Genomic DNA, 19,160 nt, shown 5'->3' with positions numbered 1-19,160 from the left:
GGTTGCAAATCCAAAAAAAGAAATGGTTGACGCAGCTGATAGTCTCAGGGTATAATCAATACAATATGCGATTTAATAGAAACAGTAGGGTTCAAAATTGCAGGGAAGGAATTTGAAAATGAAAATTGCAGTAACGTATGACAACGGATCTGTTTTCCAGCATTTTGGAAAAACAGAGAATTTTAAGATTTTTGAAGTGGAGAATGGCGCGATCATTTCAAGCGAGGTAGTTGGCTCAAATGGAGCAGGACATAGTGCGCTGGCAGGTTTTCTTGCTGATGCAGGAGTTGATGTTGTAATCTGCGGCGGCATTGGAGGCGGTGCGCAGGAAGCACTTTCTGAGGCTGGAATCAAGGTATGTGCCGGCGTTTCTGGTGATGTAAATGAGGCTGCCGAAAGCTACGTAAATGGAACACTTGAGTGCACCAGTGAGGGAACTTGCGATCATCATCATGAAGAAGGCGGTCATTGCTGTCATGGTGAGGAGAGTGAAGAGTCTGGCTGCGAGGGCGGCTGCGGCGGATGCCACGGCGGCTGTGGAACACCAGAGCCAATCATGGAAGGCAAGAATGTAGGAAAGAAGTGCCGCACTCATTATAAGGGAACATTTAATGACGGAACACAGTTCGATTCCTCTTATGATCGCGGTGAGCCGCTTGAGTTTATCTGTGGTGTTGGTCAGATGATTAGGGGTTTTGATCAGGCTGTGGCAAACATGGAAGTTGGCGAGTCTGTTGAGATCCATCTGATGCCAGAGGAAGCATACGGCATGCCGGATCCGGCTGCGATCTTTACACTTGAGATTGCGCAGCTCCCAGGTTCAGAGGAACTTGAGGCAGGTCAGCAGGTATATCTGTCTAATCAGTTTGGTCAGCCATTCCCAGTTAAGGTTGTTGCAAAAGATGATAAGACTATTACTTTTGATGCAAACCATGAGATGGCAGGCAAGGAATTAAACTTTACAATTGAGCTTGTCAGCGTAGAAGCGTAAGAAAAGAAAAATGCATCTGTCAAATGACGGGTGCATTTTATTTCTTTATAATGTAACGCGGCACAAAAAAATCCTTCTTATATATTAGGAAGATATCAGTTAGGGGGTAAGCGATTGCAGACAAAGGATGATGAAATTATAGAGCTGTATTGGAAACGAGATCCAAAAGCAATAGAGGAGACACAGACGCATTATGGGGAAAAGCTTGGCAGACTCTCATTTGGTATTTTGGAAAACAGAGAAGATGCACAGGAATGTGTCAATGATACTTATCTTCGAACCTGGAATTCTATACCGCCGACAAGACCGCAGTTTTTATTTGCGTATCTTGCAAAGATATGCCGCTTTTTATGTTTTGATGTGCTAGATCATAAAAATGCGCAAAAGCGAAGTGCTTTGGTAGTTGAGCTTACACATGAAATGCAGCAGTGCATTCCAGATTCACGCGATGAAGATAAGGTGCAGGGGGAACAGATCGGACAGAATATAACAGCTTTTTTGAGGACACAGTCAAAGCAGGATAGACTTTTATTTATGAAACGCTATTGGTATGGTGTGAGCATAAAAGATCTGGCGCAGCAGATGCAGATAAGTGAGAGCAGTGCAAAGGTGAGGCTGCATAGAATACGTGGGCGGTTAAAAAAATATCTGGAAAGTGAGGGCATTTGGATATGACCGGAAAGGATTTGTTAGACAGCTTGCGCTTTGTGGATGATGATCTTATAGAGGAAGCTGGATTAGAACAGTTAAAAGAAGATAAACAGAAAAAAACAAAAGGAAAAGTGATTTTTTTGAGGACAGCACTTACGGCAGCCGCAGGTATTTGTATTTTCACCGCAGGAACAGTTATGGGAAGAAAGATCACGGCAAAAAAAGATCAAACAGATGGTGCGCTGATGATGGCTGCGTATACAGAAAGCGAATATGAAAAGGAAATCTTAGCGCTCGAGGGAAGTGAAACACTGGCGGAGGCAGAGGCTTACGCGGAACCTGAAGATAAAAATACACTTTCGGTTTCAACGATCACATTGGGAAAAGAAACAAAAAGTCAGATCAGTGAAGATGAGACATCACATAATGAATTGCCAGCTACGAGTATTGGTGGGATAGATGTATTCTTTTATAAAAAAGAAGGTTCTAGTTATTTTTTCGCTTCATTTGAACAAAATAATGTTTCCTATACTTTGCAGGCTGATACGCTGCGAAAAGTCGTGCAGGCAGCAGCAGATACGATCTGCGGCATGGGCATAGTCACAGTTGTGGATTAATTGATAAAATTTTTTTCAGAATGTGTAACCTTACATCTAATTTTCCGTCTTAAAGAGTGAAGACATAAAAGTCTTAAATAAAATTTTGTGAAAGTAATCTGGTATCAAAGGAGTACATCATATTAGGAAAGGCAGGATAATGATATGAGAAGAAAGAATTTAATGAGACTGACAGCTGCAATGGGAATGATGATGGCATGCTCACAGGTGATGCAGGCAGCCGCACCTGTATGGGGCAATGAGACTGTGGAAGAAACAACGGCAGGCTCTCATGATGATTTGATCGAAATTCCAACGCTTGAGGATGAGGAATATCCTGTGGATCAGGGAAAGCAAAATTATGTCGATACGATTGTGCAGGCAGATAACCGCATCGGATCAATGTTAATGGAAAAGCTTACGGCAGAGAATAAAAATGTATTTATTTCTTCCTATAGTATTGCAACAGCACTGACGCTTCTTAGTCACTGCTCTGAAAACGGTGGACAGATTGAGCAGTTAAAAGAATTTCTGGACTTAAACAATATGAGTGAGAGTGAGATTTTAGCAGCGCAGGAAGAACTGGCAGCGCTTCTTGGAACAAATAAGGAAAATCAGGAAGATGAAGAAGATGAAAATGAAGCGTCATCAGATTCATCAGAGGAAGTAGTGAGTGTAGAAAGTGATGATTACAGCATTCCAAAGTCAATTTTAGAAACAGCAAATGCTATGTATGTGGACGAGAAAATGAAGATGTCATCTTCATTTGACGATCTGGCGGATATACTTTCAAATACATATCAGGCATCACTAAAGCGCTGTGATTTATCGTCAGCAGAAACAATGAATGAAATCAATGATTGGGTCAATGAGAAGACGCACGGGCTGATTCCATCAATTCTTGATGAACCAATGGATCCGAGTATTCGAATGACACTTTTAAATGCTGTTTATTTTAAGGCTGCATGGGTAAATGCATTTGAAAAAGAGTTAACAGACAAACAGATCTTCCATGGAAAAGAGGGTGATACATCTGTGGATATGATGCATCAGCAGGATCATTTTGAATATGCAGAAAATGATGAGTATCAGATGATTCGTCTGCCTTACCATGGTGGCTGTGAGATGACGGTTTATCTGCCAAAGGACAGCATAACTACTGATAAATGGAGCGAAAAAGATTATCTCTATCAGCTTGGGCTTGAGGCAGATAAGCAAGAGTGGGATAGTCGCGAGGTTTCTCTTTCAATGCCAAAGTTTGAGATGGAATATGGAAAAGAATTAAAAGATATATTAAAAGAACTTGGACTAGAGGCAATTTTCGATGGCTGTATTTATGACAGACTTACAGATGAAGAGATGGTAGCCGGATCAATCTATCATAAAACAGCAATTAAAAATGATGAAAACGGAACTGAGGCAGCAGCAGTAACTATGATGCTTATGGAAGCAATGGCACTTTTACCAGAGGATGATATAGTTGAGATGAACATGGATCATCCATTTTACTTTACAATTTCTAATACACAGACAGGTTTAAAGCTGTTTGAAGGATGTGTGTACAACCTTAAATAAGTGTAGTTAGTTACAACCCCATGAGTCAAAGCGTGATTATCTTGCTCATGGGGTTATTTTTATTCTGTTTTTTTGGCGAGCATAGTCTTTTGGTAATGACCGGGTGTCACCTTTTTATATCGTTTAAAGATGCGGTTAAAGTAACTTAGATCATTAAAGCCACATGAGTAGGCGACTTCTGTGATACTTTTTTGGGAAGAAGATAAAAGCTCACAGGCACATTCAATTCTGTAATAATTTAAATAATCAATAGGAGATTTTCCTGTAATTGAGTGAAACAGCCGACAAAAATGTTCTTGAGAAAGATTTAAAACATCAGCAAGATCAGCAAGCGTCAGGCGTGAGGCATAATTTTTTCTGATATAATTGAGTACCGTTTTAATTTGTTCGGTACTCTTTGCATTTCTGCGCTCAGACATATCAGTGACAGTATAGGAGCGATCATACAGAATCTGACCAAATAGCTGCCACATCAGTCCGACTGTAAAAAATTCGTAGCCGGTTTGACGCTTATCCATTACATCAAACATCTGGCAGATCAGTTTATTGCAGTGAGTACCTTTTTCAAAAAAAGGATAAATAAGCGTATCAGTGTCAAAAAAGTCGCAGTACTTTCTGTGAAGCAGTGCGCTGCTGCTTTCCATAAAGCGGCTGGTGTCAAATACGAGACACTCATAGATGCAATTGTCAGGAACACCGCCGTGTACGGCTCCGGCAGAAATGATGGCAGTATCACCTTTGTGCAAGGTCTTAGTTTTTCCATCAACTGATAAAGAGAAACTTCCACTTAACACAAGCATCATCTCATATTCAAGGTGCCAGTGAAAGGGCATTTCATATCGGGGATGACTTCTATCAACATAGTACAATTCAATTGGAAAGTCAGAGGTGCCTCTGGCTGCATTCTCGTGCAGAGCTAAAAATTTCATATAAATCCTTTCATAAATAAATGTGCACATGTGCTATTGTTTTTGTGCACTTATCAACATAAACAAGAAAATATGGGTTTGGTAAAACAAACTCGAGGAAAAAATTGAAAAAAACAACTTGATTATACAGCAAAAACAACAAAATATCAATATAATCCAATAGATAATCATGATAAACAATGACATAAATTAAAATGAAATGTATAATCAGGGTAGAAAGTTTATAAAGACTCTCGGCAGATATATCTGACGGGAAGTGATATCAATGAAAACAGGAGGGATGAAAATGCAGATCGACGAGATTAAAGACCAAATTTGTGATGTGTGTCACAAAATGTGGCAGTTGGGATGGGTTGCAGCAAACGATGGAAATGTAAGTGTACGTTTGGATGATGGAACATTTCTTGCAACACCAACTGGAATGAGCAAGAGCTTTATCACACCAGATAAGTTGCTTCGTATCGATGCATCAGGAAACATTTTAGAGGGAGCAGAGGGACTGCGTCCGTCAAGTGAGATTAAGATGCATATGAGATGCTACGAAAAACGTGACGATGTAAGGGCAGTAGTACATGCACATCCACCGACAGCAACTGGTTTTGCAGTTGCACACAGACCGATGGATATGTATAACATGATCGAGGATGTAGCTGCAATTGGAGCTGTTCCGCTTACACCATATGGAACACCGAGTACAACAGAAGTGCCGGACGCAATCGAGCCATATTTAAACGAGCATGATGTAATGCTTCTTGAAAATCATGGTGCATTAGCCGTTGGAAGTGATGTCATTACTGCTTATTATAGAATGGAAAGCCTTGAATTGTGGGCAAAGATTACGCTTAATGCAATTTTGCTTGGCGGAAGCTACGATATTGATCGTAAGAATATCGATAAGTTGATCAATCTGCGTTCCTATTATCATATCACAGGAAAGCATCCAGGCTATAAAAAGTTTGAACGCCAAGATGAAGGGGAACCAACAGATAAATAAGCGCAGTTACGATGATTTAAAATTTTATCGAACAAAATAGAGATCTATATAAATAGAAAGAGAGGATACTTATGTTATATCCAAAGATTGGAATCCGCCCGGTTATTGATGGACGCTGGGGCGGTGTACGTGAAAGTCTTGAAGCTCAGACTATGGCAATGGCAGAGAATGCAGCGAAGCTGATCTCTGAGAATGTAAAATATCCGGATGGAACTCCGGTTCAGTGTGTGATTGGTTGCACAACGATCGGTGGCGGTGCAGAGGCAGCTCGCGTTGCAGAGCAGTTTTCCACGCAGAACGTAACGGCAACATTATCAGTAACACCATGCTGGTGCTATGGAACAGAGACATTTGATATGGATCCAACCACAATTAAGGCTGTATGGGGATTCAATGGAACAGAGCGTCCGGGTGCTGTTTATTTGGCAGCAGTTTTGGCAGCACATGCACAGCGTGGTCTGCCGGCATTTTCCATCTATGGACATGATGTTCAGGATGCAAATGATACTTCTATTCCTGCTGATGTAGCAGAAAAAATTCTTCGTTTCGCACGAGGCGCAGTTGCAGCAGGCTGGATGCGCAATAAAGCATATGTTAATATCGGTGCAGTAACTATGGGAATTGCAGGAAGCTTCTGTGATGCAGATGTACTTCAGAAATATTTTGGTATTCGTGCAGAGTGGGTTGATGAGGTTGAGATTCTTCGCCGTATCACTATCGGAATTTATGATCACGAAGAGTATGAGAGAGCACTTGCATGGGTAAAGGAAAACTGCAGAGAAGGTTTTGATAAGAATGCAGGTAAAAATTTCCCAGATGTTATTACAAAATCAAAGGTAATTGCTCCTGATAAGGACTGGGAATTTATTGTAAAGATGACTCTTATTATGCGTGATATTCTTTATGGAAATCCGCGTCTTGATGAGCTTGGATGGCATGAAGAGGCACTGGGACGAAATGCAGTTGCCGGTGGTTTCCAGGGACAGAGACAGTGGACAGACTGGCTGCCAAATGCCGACTTTACAGAGGCAATTTTAGCTTCCACATTTGACTGGAATGGACCAAAGGCACCGACTCCGTTTGCAACAGAAAATGATACATGCAATGGAATTGCAATGCTTCTTGGAAATCTGATTTCTGGTTCAGCACCGTGCTTCCATGATGTGCGTACATACTGGAGTCCAGAGGCGTGTGAGCGCGTAACTGGACATAAGCCAGACGGTGTAGCTTCAAATGGATTTATCCATCTGATCAATTCTGGTGCGACAGCACTTGATGGATCTGGCGCATGTGTTGACGAGAATGGAAATCATTTAATGAAGCCATTCTGGGAGATGAAGGAAGAGGATATCAAGAATTGTCTTGAAGCAACTGACTGGTGCAGAGCAGATTATGAATACTTCCGCGGCGGCGGCTATTCAAGCCATTTCCGCTGCCACGCTGAAATGCCTGTAACGATGCTTCGTTTTAATATTATTGACGGAGTTGGACCAGTGCTCCAGATTGCAGAGGGTTGGACAGCAGATCTGCCGGATGAGATTCACAATCCAATTGATAAGCGTACCGATCCGACATGGCCTACTACATGGTTCTGCCCGAGACTTACAGGTGAGGGTGCATTTACCGATGTTTACAGCGTAATGGCAAACTGGGGTGCAAACCACGGAGTTACAGTATACGGACATGTTGGTGCAGATTTGATTACGCTGGCAAGTATGCTTCGCATTCCAGTAACAATGCATAATGTAGATAAGGAGAAAGTCTTCCGTCCGCATTCATGGGCAAGCTTTGGAACTACAGATGTTCAGGCAGCTGATTATGCGGCATGCAAGCAGTATGGACCGCTCTATTAAATAGGATTTAGAAGTTCACTTGCTATCGCCTTCTGAAAATGATATGATAGAGAGAAAATAAGGAGCGGTTTTTTATGAAAAGTAGTTCAGTTCGGAAGTTGATAGCAAGCGTGATTGTGCTTACAATTGTTATTACATTAGGTATTTTTGGGCATGGCAGGGCGGTCAGCATGGCCTCGGAAAGCACAGCTGGGGATTCTGTGCAGACAATACAGCTTGAGTATTACCAGTACAATGTCTGTGGTGCCTGCCATCCAGAGGATGATTTCTTTGAGATTGTGTCGGAAACAATCAAACCTTTAAAATCTGAGTATCCGTATGAGATATCCGTCTACAATACATTTCGGGTAGAAGAACGAAAGCATTTTCAAAAACGATTACAGGAGCTTGAACTAGAGGAAGATTCGACAATCCTTCCAGCACTATTCTTTCTTTCAGATGATGGAGTGGCTACAGTTTGCTTAAGTAGTTTAGACGAGATTAAGGAAAAGATTGTTACGACCTTAAAGCAGACAAGTGAAGAAAACTTAGAAAACGTGTTGCAGAATGAAAAAGCCAAGTTACTAGAAGGCTCACAAGAAGAGTCCACAGCTGATTCATCGGTTGATTGGAAAGGTCAGCTTCGCGATGCAGTATCGCAGGATACAAGCACCGATGCAGTGTTACTTTACTTTTCAACTGTATCGTGTACCGATTGCAGTGAGGTGAAAGCACTTTTAAAAGAAATGAAATCTGAAGAACAAACCGCCCAAGCTGGAACACTTACCGTTCACGAATTTAACATAGCCGAGGGGGACGGAGTTGTTCTTGTGCAAAAGCTGTTTTCACTTTACAATGTACCATCAGACAAGCAGCAGGTGCCGATTGTATTCTATAAAGATGGCTATCTAAGTGGTGCAGACGAGATCACAAAAAATCTTGAGCAGGTATGGAAGTCAGGTGGGTTAACTAACTTCGATTTGGATGCGCTATTGTCATCTGATGAGGCAAAAGAAGAAAAATCTGAATCCACACAAACCTATATTGGTCTTGCAATCACTGGCTTTATTAACGGAGTCAATCCATGTGGTGCTTCTATGCTTTTGATGCTGCTTGCAGCGATTGCAATGTCAGGACGTTCTGTTATAAAAACGGGATGTGCTTATCTTGCAGGAAAGTTTACAGCATATTTTGCGATGGGAATGGGATTATATAAACTTTTCATGGCGATAGGGCAGGATATATTTTTTAGTATCAGCAATGTACTTACATGGATTTTTGCAGCAGTATTTTTTATACTTGCGATATTATATCTGATTGATTTTGTCAATGTGAAACAAAAGCAGTACGGAAAAATACGAATGCAGCTTCCTACAGCGCTTCGTAAATGGAATCACGAGCGCATTGAAAAGGCATCTAAAATAAACGCAAAGTGGATGATTCCGGCAGCAGTTGTTTTAGGAATTGTGATTTCAGCAGGAGAATTTTTCTGCACGGGACAAGTATATTTAGCTGCTATTCTTTACATGATGAAGATGCAGCAGGAAATGAAACTTCAGACAAATGCAGCATTTATTGTTTATGTAACGGCGATGTGTATACCAAGCTTTTTGATTGTATTAGTAATCGAAAAGACAAAAAATGTAATTAGTATGTCAAATAAAACTTTTGAATGGCTTCCAGCCATTAAGCTTGTGACTGCGATTATATTTTTTATGTTTGCCGTGTTCATGCTTATACAATAAATCTAGCTTAATGCCTGCCGCAGACAATAGCGCCGGCAGCAGGATAATATGTCAGTCTTTTGTAAGCTCTGCATGATCAATAGGTTCAATGCCGGTATATTCTTCAAGCAAAGCAAAATCAGGCGTGCCATTTGTGATCATATCGGTTAGCTTTGCAACCAGATATTGACGGGCAGCACCACGATGAATATAGCAAGGCTGAGGATCCTTGTACAGATCCATACATGTTGCAAGAATTGTTTTTTCGCTAAGTGGTATATCACTAAGCGGTCCACGGTAAAGCTCGATATTTTTAGCCGAAAGGACTAGTTCTGGCACAGATGATTTCTTTTTTCCAAAGTGAAACATAGGTAATCTCCTTTATAAGATATGTTTTAATGTCGAAATAAAGACTAACCTTAGTATATCACTCATACACAAAAAAGGGAATAGATTACATTGCTTTTGGGGAAGTGATGTCGAAAAAAGTGATAAAAATGTGAAAGAAATGTGTCAAAAATGTGAAAAAATATGTTGCAAAGTGAGAAACAATTGGCTATAATAAAAGCAGCGTCATTCAAAAGCTACGTTAAAATGTAAAAAGTAACAAAAAACACTTTTTAAGAACATACCTGAGAGATGGCATATATGCAGTGGAAGGTATGAAGAAAAGAGAAGAAAAATCAAAAGGGAGGAATTTCAAATGAGAAAGTTCACAAAGGCAGCAGCAATGCTCTGCGCAGCAGCAATGGTAATCCCGTCTGCATCTGTATTTGCAGCAGAAGACGGCGGTGCATCCGAGCTTACAGAGGTAGGTACATATCCAATTAGTGAGGAGCCGCTTGAGTTCACAATGTTCCGTACCAATATGCCAAACGTAGAAGACTTCCAGACAAACGACTTTACAAAGTACATGGAAGATCTGACCAACATTAAGTTCACCTTCGAGGCAGTTGCACGTGATGACCGTGCTGAGAAGCTGAACATGGAGTTTAATACTAATACTTATCCGGACGTTATTATGCACTATGCACCAGATGCAGCAAAGTGGGGCGTTGAGGAAGGCATCCTTATTCCACTGGATGATCTTATTGAGGCAAATATGCCAAACTACATGGAGAAGATGGGTCAGTATCTGGATCAGATGAGAGAAACTGATGGACATATCTATCAGCTTGCTGGTCTGAATGAGTGCTATCATTGCCAGTATGCTCGTAAGATGTGGGTAAACACCAAGTATCTGGATGAGATGGGTGTTGATGTTCCGCAGACCACTCAGGAGTTCTACGATGTATGTAAGAAGTTCGTAGAGACCTACCCAGACAAGATCGCAATCGGCGGCGCAAGCAGCGGTTGGTATGTAGATTTCGTTGCATGGCTGATGGGTTCCTTCACACTGGATTCCGGTGAGTACGGAAAGCTTGCTTTAACTCCAGACGGAGAGATGGTTAGTGCAGCTACAACCGAGGAGTGGAGAGAGGGTCTTCGCTACATCAAGAGCCTGTATGATATCGGTGCAATCTATGATGGAAACTTTACGCAGGATTCAGAGCAGCTTCGTACCATCATGAATCAGGAAGATGTTCCGGTTCTGTTCGTTCCATTTGGAACCATCTCCGATGGTATCGATTCTGATTCCAACAATGAAGTTTACAGACAGTATCAGTGTATTTCTCCTCTGGAAGGTCCGGATGGAACACGCATTACACCATACTTCAAATATAGTGGTCTTGAGACAGGAAGCTTTTCTATTACAGACAAGTGTTCAAATCCGGCAGCAGTTCTTCGCTGGGTAGATTACTTCTTCTCTGAGAAAGGTGATATCTCCGCACAGTTTGGTGCTGATGAAGGAAAAGACTGGGTATGGGAGCCAAACGATGGTTCTGTAGGCTTAAATGGTGAGCCGGCTATGTATAAGATCTCTGATGATGCTCAGTATTCTTCTGAGGTACAGAATCATGACTGGCAGGATCTTGTAATCCGTTATGCACCGGCTGAGTATCGTCTGGGCGCTGCAACCGATCCGGATGTAGATACTGGTACAAGTGCAGGTCTTGAGAAACTTCTGTATGATGCAACAAAGGAAAAGCAGGAGCCATACGGACAGAATCCAGAGAATGGTGATCTTGATGTATTGCCAGATCTTAAGATGACAGCTGATGAGTCTACCGAGCTGCAGACTATTCAGGTTGAGGTTAAGAATTATATCAATAGTGCAAAGGTTGCATTTATTACGGGAACAAAGAGCCTTGATGATGATTGGGATACCTATCTGAAGGAACTGGATGCATGTGGTCTTCAGACTATGATCGATATCTATCAGGCAGCATATGACAGACAGTTTAAGGCTGAATAAGCTGGTGTGTATATACTGTGGCAGATGATCTGACTGTGGAGGAGGCAGGTGGAACTTCCACCTGCCTTTTTCTAATGACTTTTGGCCGTGACATATAAATGAAAAGTCAGAATAAAAGTGCTGTCATGAAAAAAAACAAAAAAAGGAGGTCACCTGATCTTGAAAGAAATAAGTAAACCAAAAAAGAAAAAGAAGCTCGGAAAGAGCTATAATTGGCAGTTCTGGGCAATTATTGCATTGCCGATGATCTATGCATTTGTTTTTGCCTATATTCCGATGGGTGGAATTATCGTTGCATTCCAGAAATATTCCCCGAGAAAGGGAATCTTAGGAAGTGAGTGGGTTGGACTGAAGTATTTTAAGCAGTTCTTTACAACACCATCCAGCAGAAAAATTATTTTCAATACGTTATATCTTGGTATTTATAGTTTAATTGCAGGATTCCCGATTCCGATTCTTCTGGCAATTCTGTTAAACGAGATGAGAAGCAAGAAGTATAAGAAATTTATCCAAATGGTTACTTATGCACCATACTTTATTTCTACCGTTGTTATGGTTGGTATGATGATGCGTATGATGGATATGCGTACTGGTATCATCAACCGCGCACTGCAGTCAATCGGTATTGGTCCTATTAACTTCTTTGGTGAAGTTAATCTGTTCCCGTCACTTTATGTATGGAGTGGTATCTGGCAGGGTGCTGGTTATTCTTCTATTATTTATATAGCAGCACTTGCCGGTGTAAGTCCTGAGCTTCAAGAGGCAGCTATCGTAGATGGTGCAAACCGTTTCCAGAGAATTATTCACGTGGATCTGCCGGCAATCGTTCCAACAATTATCACAATGCTTATCTTTAACTGTGCAAGCATTATGAACATCGGATTCGATAAGGTTTATCTGATGCAGAATGATATGAATATAGACCGTGCAGAGGTAATCTCAACATTCGTTTACAAGGTTGGTCTTACGAGAGGTGATTTCTCATTCTCAACTGCGGCCGGTCTGTTCCAGTCTCTTGTAAGCTTTATTCTTCTTGTTATAGTAAACAAGATTTGTAAGACGGTAACAGAGACGAGTCTGTGGTAAAGGAGGGAGAAACGAATGAGTAAGACACAGGTAAAATCAAACGACCGTTTTAGCAAGTTTAGAATGGAAAGCCCACTAGGCAAGTTTTTTACAATTTTGCTGTATGTGGTTATGACGATCATTGTATTGATCGTGCTTCTTCCAGTACTTCATATCATTGCGGCATCCTTTTCTGATCCGCAGGCGATGATCAGCGGCAAGGTATCCTTCTGGCCGAAGGACTTTACACTGCGAGGATATGAGGCAGTATTTACATATAAAAAGTTCTGGACAGGTTTTCGTAATTCCCTGTTCTACATGGTATTCGGAACATTTATCAACATTGTAATGACACTTCTTTGTGCATATCCTCTTTCAAGAAAAGAGTTTACCGCGCGCAATAAGGTTGCAATGTTCTTCGTATTCACAATGTATTTCTCTGGTGGTATGGTTCCAAGCTTCATGCTTGTAAATGCACTTGGTCTTGTAGATACCATTTGGGCAATGCTTATTCCAGGCGCAATGTCTACATACAACATGATCATTGCAAGAACATATATGATCAACTCCATTCCAGATGAGCTGTATGAGGCAGCCGAGATTGATGGATGTACACCATTTAAGTATTTGATTCGTATTGTTGTTCCGCTGTCAAAACCTATTATCGCAGTACTTGTTCTGTACTATGGTGTTGCAAGATGGAACTCCTATCAGGATGCAATTTTGTACTTACAGAAGGCAAATTATTTACAGCCATTACAGATCATCCTTCGTGAGATCCTTATTATGAATGATATTGATGAGACGATGATGGGCAATGCCGATGCACTGGCAAGACAGAGAGGTTTGAAGGATCTTCTTCAGTACTCTGTTATCGTTATTGCGTCAGTTCCAGTTATGATAATTTATCCATTTGTTCAGAAATACTTCGTAAAGGGTGTTATGATCGGAGCAGTAAAGGGCTAATCAATGAGAAATGTCAGAGCCAAAAGGCTCTGGCAGATTGGAGGATATATGTACCAGTTTAATCGTGAAGAGTACAACAAGAGAATGGAATGGTATGTAGATGCCAGATTCGGAATGTTTATCCATTGGGGACTGTATTCAATTCCGGCAAGAGGCGAGTGGGTGCGCAGTGTTGAGGAAATTCCGAAGGAAGACTACATGAAATATTTTTATGAGTTTGATCCTAAGGATTATGATCCAAAGAAATGGGCGAGAGCGGCAAAAGAAGCCGGTATGAAATATGTAGTATTAACAGCGAAGCATCATGATGGTTTTTGTCTGTTTGACAGTAAGTATACAGAGTTCAAGTCTACTAATACAAAATGCGGCCGCGATCTTGTTGCAGAGTACGTAGAAGCAGTTCGAGCAGAAGGCTTGAAGGTGGGTCTGTATTTTTCTTTGATCGATTGGTATCATGATGATTTTCCACACTACGGCGATCGTCAGCATCCAATGAGAAATAACCCAGCCTACACGAATGAAAATCGTAATTGGGATAATTATGTAACATTTATGCATAATCAGGTGCGCGAGATTTGTACTAACTATGGCCAGATTGATGTGCTGTGGTTTGATTTCTCCTATGACGATATGATGGGAGAAAAGTGGGGTGCTACAAAGCTTGTAAATATGGTCAGAGAACTTCAGCCGCAGGTTATTATTGATAACCGATTAGAAGCAAGTGGACAGGGATATGGCTCACTGGCAACAGGAAACCCAACTCCATATCACGGAGATTTTGTAAGCCCAGAGCAGATTATTCCGCCACATGGTATTCGCGATGTAAACGGTGATCCGCTGAACTGGGAAGCATGTATTACGATGAACAACAACTGGGGATATTGTGCTAGAGACAAGTTCTTTAAGCCATCCTCAATGATCATAAAAAAGCTGGTAGAGTGTGTATCAAAGGGCGGCAACATGCTTTTGAATGTTGGACCAGATGCATATGGAAACATCCCGCCTGAATCGATGCAGATTTTGAGCGAGATCGGTGCATGGATGAAGAAAAACAGTAAGAGTGTTTATGGCTGTGGACTGGCAGGAATCGAAAAACCAGATTATGGTCGTGTGACAAGAAATGGAAATCTTTTGTATTACCACATGTTTGAAAATACGATGGGACCAGTGCCGCTTACAGGAATTAAGCCAGGTACTATAAAGAAGATACGTCTTCTATGTGATGGAAGTGAGGTACCGATTTCTGACAGCTGGGTTCATACCGATTACCCAGATATCGTGTTTGCAAATCTTGGACCAGATCCAGTTCTGCCAGATGCAGTAGATACCGTGCTGGAGGTTGAGCTGACAGAATAAAGATTTAATGAGAAAGGAATGGTAGATAAGAAATGCTGTTAGCATTAGAGCCGTCTTTGAAGGAAAAAATTGAAAAGCAGTATGAAGAGTGGATGGCTTGCTGTCCGAACAAAAAGAGAGAGATAGATGCGTGGATTAAAAGCGCAGATGAGGACGAGGCAGTCTGCATGAAGTACCTTTACGCATATATGCATCCGTGTGATATTGTATCTTATGATGTAGAAGTGATTGCATCCTATGTAAAGGCAACACTCGATATGTATGCGAATGTTCCATATGCAAAAAAGGTGCCGGCAGAGCTGTTCTTTACATATGTATTATGCGTGCGTGTCAATAACGAGGATCTTGATAAGAGCCGTGAGTGGATTTACAGACAGCTTGTTGATCGTGTGAAGGATAAAAAGACAATGGTAGAGGCCGCACTTGAGGTTAACTACTGGTGTTATGAAAAGGCAACCTATATTCCGTCTGATGATCGTACTCTGGCGCCATTTGGTATGTGCAATTCCGCTCGTGGACGCTGTGGTGAGGAATCAACACTTGCTGTATCTGCTATGAGAAGTGTTGGTATTCCAGCAAGACAGTGTTATGTTCCGCGTTGGGCACACTGTGATGACAACCATGCATGGGTTGAGGTGTGGGCAGATGGCGATTGGCATTATCTTGGAGCATGTGAGCCAGAACCAGTACTTGATAAGGGTTGGTTTACTGCAGCTGCATCAAAGGCAATGCTTGTTCATGCAAAGGCATTTTCAGACCTGGAAAGCTCTGCAGAAATAGCCTACAAGACACCGCTTTATGCGCTGATGAATGTAACAGAGCGCTATGCAGATTGTGCGAAGCTGACTGTAACAGTAACTGATCATGGCGTACCAGTGCAGAATGTTTCTGTTTTATTCTGTCTTGTCAATTATAGTGAGCTTTTCCCACTTCATAAAGAAAAAACAGCATCTGATGGCAGTGTGTCCTTTATGACAGGTAAGGGTGATCTGTATGTATGCACCGTTTACAATGGAAAATATCTTGGTCAGAAAATTGATATGAGAGAGCAGCAGTCTGTTGTATTAAAGATGGAGCAGGCAGCAGATCCAGAGAAGATGGAAGGCATAATCGAGGAGCGCTTTGATTTGAACCCGCCGATTGAAGCTATGCCAAAGAGTACTGGTGCACAGATGAAGAGTGTGCATGAGGCTCGCCTTGCTGAGTGTGAGAAGATTCGCGCTGATTATGAGGAAGGCTTTGTAAAGGAAGATAAAGACAGCAGTGATCCGTGGAATCGCTATTTTGTCAATGCAAGAGGAAACAGACAGGAGCTTGAAAAATTCAGACAGATGACTGAGTTTACAGATGAGGATAAGCGTCTGATGCTTGATACGCTTCGTGATAAGGATTTTCTTGATACTACAGCAGAGGTACTTGCATCATATTTGCGTGTTGCATTGCCATATAAGAACAATTTCTGTACAGAGCTTTACCAGAAATATTTGCTTGCACCGCGTGCTGGTCATGAAAAGCTTATGGGAAGCAGAAGCCGTATTGTTTCTCTGTTATCTGAAAAAAAGGTATTCCCACAGGATGGCACAGTGACTGCAAAGATGGTATGGGAGTATGTAAATCATGGCTTAAATACAGTGCCGGATTATGGAACAGGAAACTGGCCGGCAGAGGCAGATGGCTGTATAAAGTGTGAGATCATTACCGAGGTTTCAAAGAGAGTTGTCTTTGTTGAGATTTGCCGTGCTATTGGTATTTTGGCACGCTTAAATCCAGTAACAGGAAAGGCAGAGGGTGTTTGCGAAAAGAACGGTGAGATTTGCTTTGAGTCTATGGAAAAGGAAGTTCAAAAGATAGATGAGCCAGAGAAGCAGGTAACACTGACTTTAGTAAATAAATCTGATCGTAAGCTTGAGTACTGGCTTCATATGACGATTGCCCGTTTTGAAAATGATGTTTATCAGACGCAAAACTATGATGATCTTGCAATTGAGCCGGGAGAAGAAAAGGAACTTTCCTTGGCGAAAGGTGCTTACCGCATCATCACCACACAGCGTCAGATTGATGGTGGCGTTAGCTGTATCGCAAGCAGCTTTGTTATGAGCGAAGATCGTGTATTTGAGCTTCGTCAGGCACCAGCAAAGATTGCCGAAAAGTGTCATGAGGCAGAGCTTAGTGATGCGACAGTACAGCAGGTGACAGCAGAGGGAAAGATGGTTGGCGATCCTGTTTTGATGACTTCACTTTATCAGGGACAAAAATCAATTCTTGTTTTTGCAGATCCAGGAAAAGAGCCGACAGAGCATCTGTTCCAGGAGATCCTTGAGTGTAAGGAAGCTTACAAGAGGCAGGGATACAGAGTTATAATTGCACTTGAGAATACGGATGTTTTAAAGAACGAGACATTACAGCGTGTACTTCATGTAGGATTAAATCTTGTATGCGTGACAGTAAAGAATGATGCATATTTGTATCAGATGCATGAGGCACTTCACGTCGGAGACGAGCGTCTTCCATATGCTGTTGCAGTGAATACAGAAGGCAAGGGACTTTTTGCATTCGCAAACTATAACATTCGTACAGCATGGACATTGATGGAAATCCTTGATGCAAAGGGCTAATTGAAAGAAATTTTCAAAAAAACGAAATTTGATCTTCCAATTTCTTGAAGATCGCATTATAATGGTAGCCGCAAAGGTCAGACGCTTGCGGCTGCCATTTGCTATTATATGAAAGTGGGGAGATACATTATGGTATCACAGATTTTAGCTGTCCTTATTTTTCTCGTGATGTTCGCCCTGATCATTACTGAGAAGATAGAGAGACACATTGTAACACTAGGCTGCGGTCTGCTTATGATCATTTTAGTATTCGGTATCACAATGCATAGCGGCAGCGCAATCATGGAGACGCTGAATATTGGAAGTATTTTCACAGCGGACTTCTGGCATGCTTCTAGTGAGGCTGGAGAGTCTTCATCTGGAATCAACTGGTCAACGATCATTTTTATCGCAGGTATGATGATCATGGTTGAAGGAATGGGAAAGGCAGGATTTTTCCGTTGGCTTTGTCTGCAGATTGCAAGACTTGTTCACTACAAGCCGACGGCTGTATTTGTTACCTTTATGATCATGTCATTTGTACTGGCTATGTTCATTGACAGTATTACAGTTATTTTGTTTTTGGCAGCAGTTACCATTGAACTTTGTCTTTTGTTAAAGAGCAATCCGGTACCAATGATTATCGCAGAGATTTTCTGTGCAAATCTTGGTGGCTCAGCAACAATGTGCGGAGATCCGCCGAACATCATTATCGGAACCTCCATGGGCTACAGCTTCTTTGATTTCTTGACAAACACAGGTGCCATTGCAGCAATTTCACTTATTGTGGTTGTAGTTTACTTTTATTTCTGCTTCAGAAAGAAGCTTGTTGCACCGGGAACAGCGCCTGTTGATCCGGCATCTTGTCCAGATCCAAATTCTGCCATTACAGACAAGAAAGAGTTTATTAGCAGCGTTGTTATTTTCCTGATCGCAGTTGTTCTTCTTGTTTCACATGCAAATACAGGACTGACAGTTGCTTTTATCGGTACATTTATTGCAATTATTACTTTGATTATAGAGCATAAGTATGCAGCAGAGCTGTTAAAGAAGGTTGATTACAAGACACTGCTGTTCTTTGTTGGACTTTTCGTTGTTGTTGGTGGTCTGGAGCAGACTGGCGTTCTTACAGTAATTGCTGAATTTATCAGTAAGGTAAGTGGTTCCAACACAAAGTTAATGGTAGCAATTATCATTTGGATCTCAGCACTTGCAAGTGCATTCGTAGACAATATCCCGTTTGCAGCAACCATGATTCCAGTTATCAGAAGCTTGTCAGCGCTGCAGGGTGTTGATCTTGAAATACTTTCCTGGGCACTGGCAATGGGTACTGATATCGGAGGAAGTGCGACACCGATCGGTGCTTCCGCAAATGTAGTAGGTATTTCCGTATCTTCAAAGAATGGTCATCCGATTGGATGGGGCAAGTACTGTAAGTATGCAGCACCGGCAACCATTATTGTTGTTTTGATTTCTATGCTGTTCATATTTGCCAGATATATGTAATATGATACCAGGGTCAAAAGGTCAT

15 protein-coding genes are annotated in these 19,160 nt (G+C 41.6%); 13 read left to right on the top strand and 2 right to left on the bottom strand.

The window, feature by feature from the left end:
• The first annotated feature begins 118 nt into the window (after positions 1-118).
• The 4 genes from LKD48_RS05580 to LKD48_RS05565 all read left to right on the top strand — a co-directional run bounded on the left by LKD48_RS05580 (position 119) and on the right by LKD48_RS05565 (position 3,813).
• The gene (locus LKD48_RS05580) at positions 119-991 is read left to right on the top strand and encodes a NifB/NifX family molybdenum-iron cluster-binding protein (protein WP_118613128.1); all 873 of its coding nucleotides are present in this window, start codon (positions 119-121) and stop codon (positions 989-991) included.
• A gap of 114 nt (positions 992-1,105) precedes the next feature.
• Positions 1,106-1,666 (top strand): RNA polymerase sigma factor, encoded by a 561-nt coding sequence (locus tag LKD48_RS05575; protein ID WP_308731468.1) that lies wholly within the window; start codon positions 1,106-1,108, stop codon positions 1,664-1,666.
• The gene (locus LKD48_RS05570; protein WP_308731467.1) at positions 1,663-2,259 is read left to right on the top strand and encodes a DUF4367 domain-containing protein; all 597 of its coding nucleotides are present in this window, start codon (positions 1,663-1,665) and stop codon (positions 2,257-2,259) included. Before LKD48_RS05575 ends, LKD48_RS05570 begins: the two co-directional genes overlap by 4 nt.
• A 144-nt stretch (positions 2,260-2,403) precedes the next feature.
• Entirely contained in the window at positions 2,404-3,813 is a 1,410-nt protein-coding gene (locus LKD48_RS05565; RefSeq protein WP_308731466.1) for a serpin family protein, read from the top strand.
• Between the two features lie 59 nt (positions 3,814-3,872).
• On the opposite strand, the gene LKD48_RS05560 is transcribed toward LKD48_RS05565, so the two are convergent.
• A complete protein-coding gene (locus LKD48_RS05560) occupies positions 3,873-4,742 on the bottom strand; it encodes an AraC family transcriptional regulator (protein WP_308731465.1) in 870 nt (289 codons plus the stop codon).
• A gap of 280 nt (positions 4,743-5,022) precedes the next feature.
• Here LKD48_RS05560 and LKD48_RS05555 point away from each other — a divergent pair, with 280 nt between their 5' ends.
• The 3 genes from LKD48_RS05555 to LKD48_RS05545 all read left to right on the top strand — a co-directional run bounded on the left by LKD48_RS05555 (position 5,023) and on the right by LKD48_RS05545 (position 9,313).
• Positions 5,023-5,736, top strand: a complete 714-nt coding sequence (locus tag LKD48_RS05555; protein WP_308731494.1) for a class II aldolase/adducin family protein — start codon at positions 5,023-5,025, stop codon at positions 5,734-5,736.
• Between the two features lie 71 nt (positions 5,737-5,807).
• Entirely contained in the window at positions 5,808-7,589 is a 1,782-nt protein-coding gene (locus tag LKD48_RS05550) for an L-fucose isomerase (protein ID WP_308731464.1), read from the top strand.
• A gap of 74 nt (positions 7,590-7,663) precedes the next feature.
• The gene (locus LKD48_RS05545; protein WP_308731463.1) at positions 7,664-9,313 is read left to right on the top strand and encodes a cytochrome c biogenesis protein; all 1,650 of its coding nucleotides are present in this window, start codon (positions 7,664-7,666) and stop codon (positions 9,311-9,313) included.
• Between the two features lie 51 nt (positions 9,314-9,364).
• Here LKD48_RS05545 and LKD48_RS05540 read toward each other — a convergent pair whose 3' ends face one another.
• Positions 9,365-9,661 (bottom strand): hypothetical protein, encoded by a 297-nt coding sequence (locus LKD48_RS05540; RefSeq protein WP_308731462.1) that lies wholly within the window; start codon positions 9,659-9,661, stop codon positions 9,365-9,367.
• A 334-nt stretch (positions 9,662-9,995) separates the two neighbouring features.
• Between LKD48_RS05540 and LKD48_RS05535 the strand changes: the two genes are divergently transcribed.
• The 6 genes from LKD48_RS05535 (at position 9,996) to LKD48_RS05510 (ending at position 19,135) form a co-directional block, all read left to right on the top strand.
• Positions 9,996-11,648, top strand: a complete 1,653-nt coding sequence (locus LKD48_RS05535; RefSeq protein ID WP_308731461.1) for an extracellular solute-binding protein — start codon at positions 9,996-9,998, stop codon at positions 11,646-11,648.
• 159 nt (positions 11,649-11,807) lie between these two features.
• Positions 11,808-12,734, top strand: coding sequence for an ABC transporter permease (locus LKD48_RS05530; RefSeq protein ID WP_308731460.1), 927 nt, complete (start codon positions 11,808-11,810; stop codon positions 12,732-12,734).
• A gap of 15 nt (positions 12,735-12,749) precedes the next feature.
• The gene (locus LKD48_RS05525) at positions 12,750-13,679 is read left to right on the top strand and encodes a carbohydrate ABC transporter permease (RefSeq protein WP_066560019.1); all 930 of its coding nucleotides are present in this window, start codon (positions 12,750-12,752) and stop codon (positions 13,677-13,679) included.
• A 48-nt stretch (positions 13,680-13,727) separates the two neighbouring features.
• Positions 13,728-15,035: an alpha-L-fucosidase gene (locus LKD48_RS05520; RefSeq protein ID WP_118613167.1), complete on the top strand. Its 1,308-nt coding sequence runs from the start codon at positions 13,728-13,730 to the stop codon at positions 15,033-15,035.
• 32 nt (positions 15,036-15,067) lie between these two features.
• On the top strand, positions 15,068-17,650 hold the full coding sequence (locus tag LKD48_RS05515; RefSeq protein WP_308731459.1) for a transglutaminase domain-containing protein: 2,583 nt from the start codon (positions 15,068-15,070) through the stop codon (positions 17,648-17,650).
• Between the two features lie 129 nt (positions 17,651-17,779).
• Complete coding sequence (locus LKD48_RS05510) at positions 17,780-19,135, top strand: ArsB/NhaD family transporter (RefSeq protein WP_331466803.1); 1,356 nt, start codon at positions 17,780-17,782, stop codon at positions 19,133-19,135.
• Positions 19,136-19,160 lie beyond the last annotated feature (25 nt).

Origin of the sequence: Anthropogastromicrobium aceti, from assembly GCF_020687335.1 — a bacterium.
Classification (GTDB): Bacteria; Bacillota; Clostridia; order Lachnospirales; family Lachnospiraceae; genus Anthropogastromicrobium; species Anthropogastromicrobium aceti.
The sequence above is the reverse complement of the archived record's forward strand: the minus strand, read 5'-3'. Positions and strand labels throughout refer to the sequence as shown.

Bases quoted from the DNA above. Each gene is read 5' to 3' on its own strand.
- LKD48_RS05580 (WP_118613128.1), top strand. From the start codon at position 119: ATGAAAATTGCAGTAACGTATGACAACGGATCTGTTTTCCAGCATTTT.
- LKD48_RS05570 (WP_308731467.1), top strand. From the start codon at position 1,663: ATGACCGGAAAGGATTTGTTAGACAGCTTGCGCTTTGTGGATGATGAT.
- LKD48_RS05565 (WP_308731466.1), top strand. From the start codon at position 2,404: ATGAGAAGAAAGAATTTAATGAGACTGACAGCTGCAATGGGAATGATG.
- LKD48_RS05560 (WP_308731465.1), bottom strand. From the start codon at position 4,742: ATGAAATTTTTAGCTCTGCACGAGAATGCAGCCAGAGGCACCTCTGAC.
- LKD48_RS05555 (WP_308731494.1), top strand. From the start codon at position 5,023: ATGAAAATGCAGATCGACGAGATTAAAGACCAAATTTGTGATGTGTGT.
- LKD48_RS05550 (WP_308731464.1), top strand. From the start codon at position 5,808: ATGTTATATCCAAAGATTGGAATCCGCCCGGTTATTGATGGACGCTGG.
- LKD48_RS05545 (WP_308731463.1), top strand. From the start codon at position 7,664: ATGAAAAGTAGTTCAGTTCGGAAGTTGATAGCAAGCGTGATTGTGCTT.
- LKD48_RS05540 (WP_308731462.1), bottom strand. From the start codon at position 9,661: ATGTTTCACTTTGGAAAAAAGAAATCATCTGTGCCAGAACTAGTCCTT.
- LKD48_RS05535 (WP_308731461.1), top strand. From the start codon at position 9,996: ATGAGAAAGTTCACAAAGGCAGCAGCAATGCTCTGCGCAGCAGCAATG.
- LKD48_RS05525 (WP_066560019.1), top strand. From the start codon at position 12,750: ATGAGTAAGACACAGGTAAAATCAAACGACCGTTTTAGCAAGTTTAGA.
- LKD48_RS05520 (WP_118613167.1), top strand. From the start codon at position 13,728: ATGTACCAGTTTAATCGTGAAGAGTACAACAAGAGAATGGAATGGTAT.
- LKD48_RS05515 (WP_308731459.1), top strand. From the start codon at position 15,068: ATGCTGTTAGCATTAGAGCCGTCTTTGAAGGAAAAAATTGAAAAGCAG.
- LKD48_RS05510 (WP_331466803.1), top strand. From the start codon at position 17,780: ATGGTATCACAGATTTTAGCTGTCCTTATTTTTCTCGTGATGTTCGCC.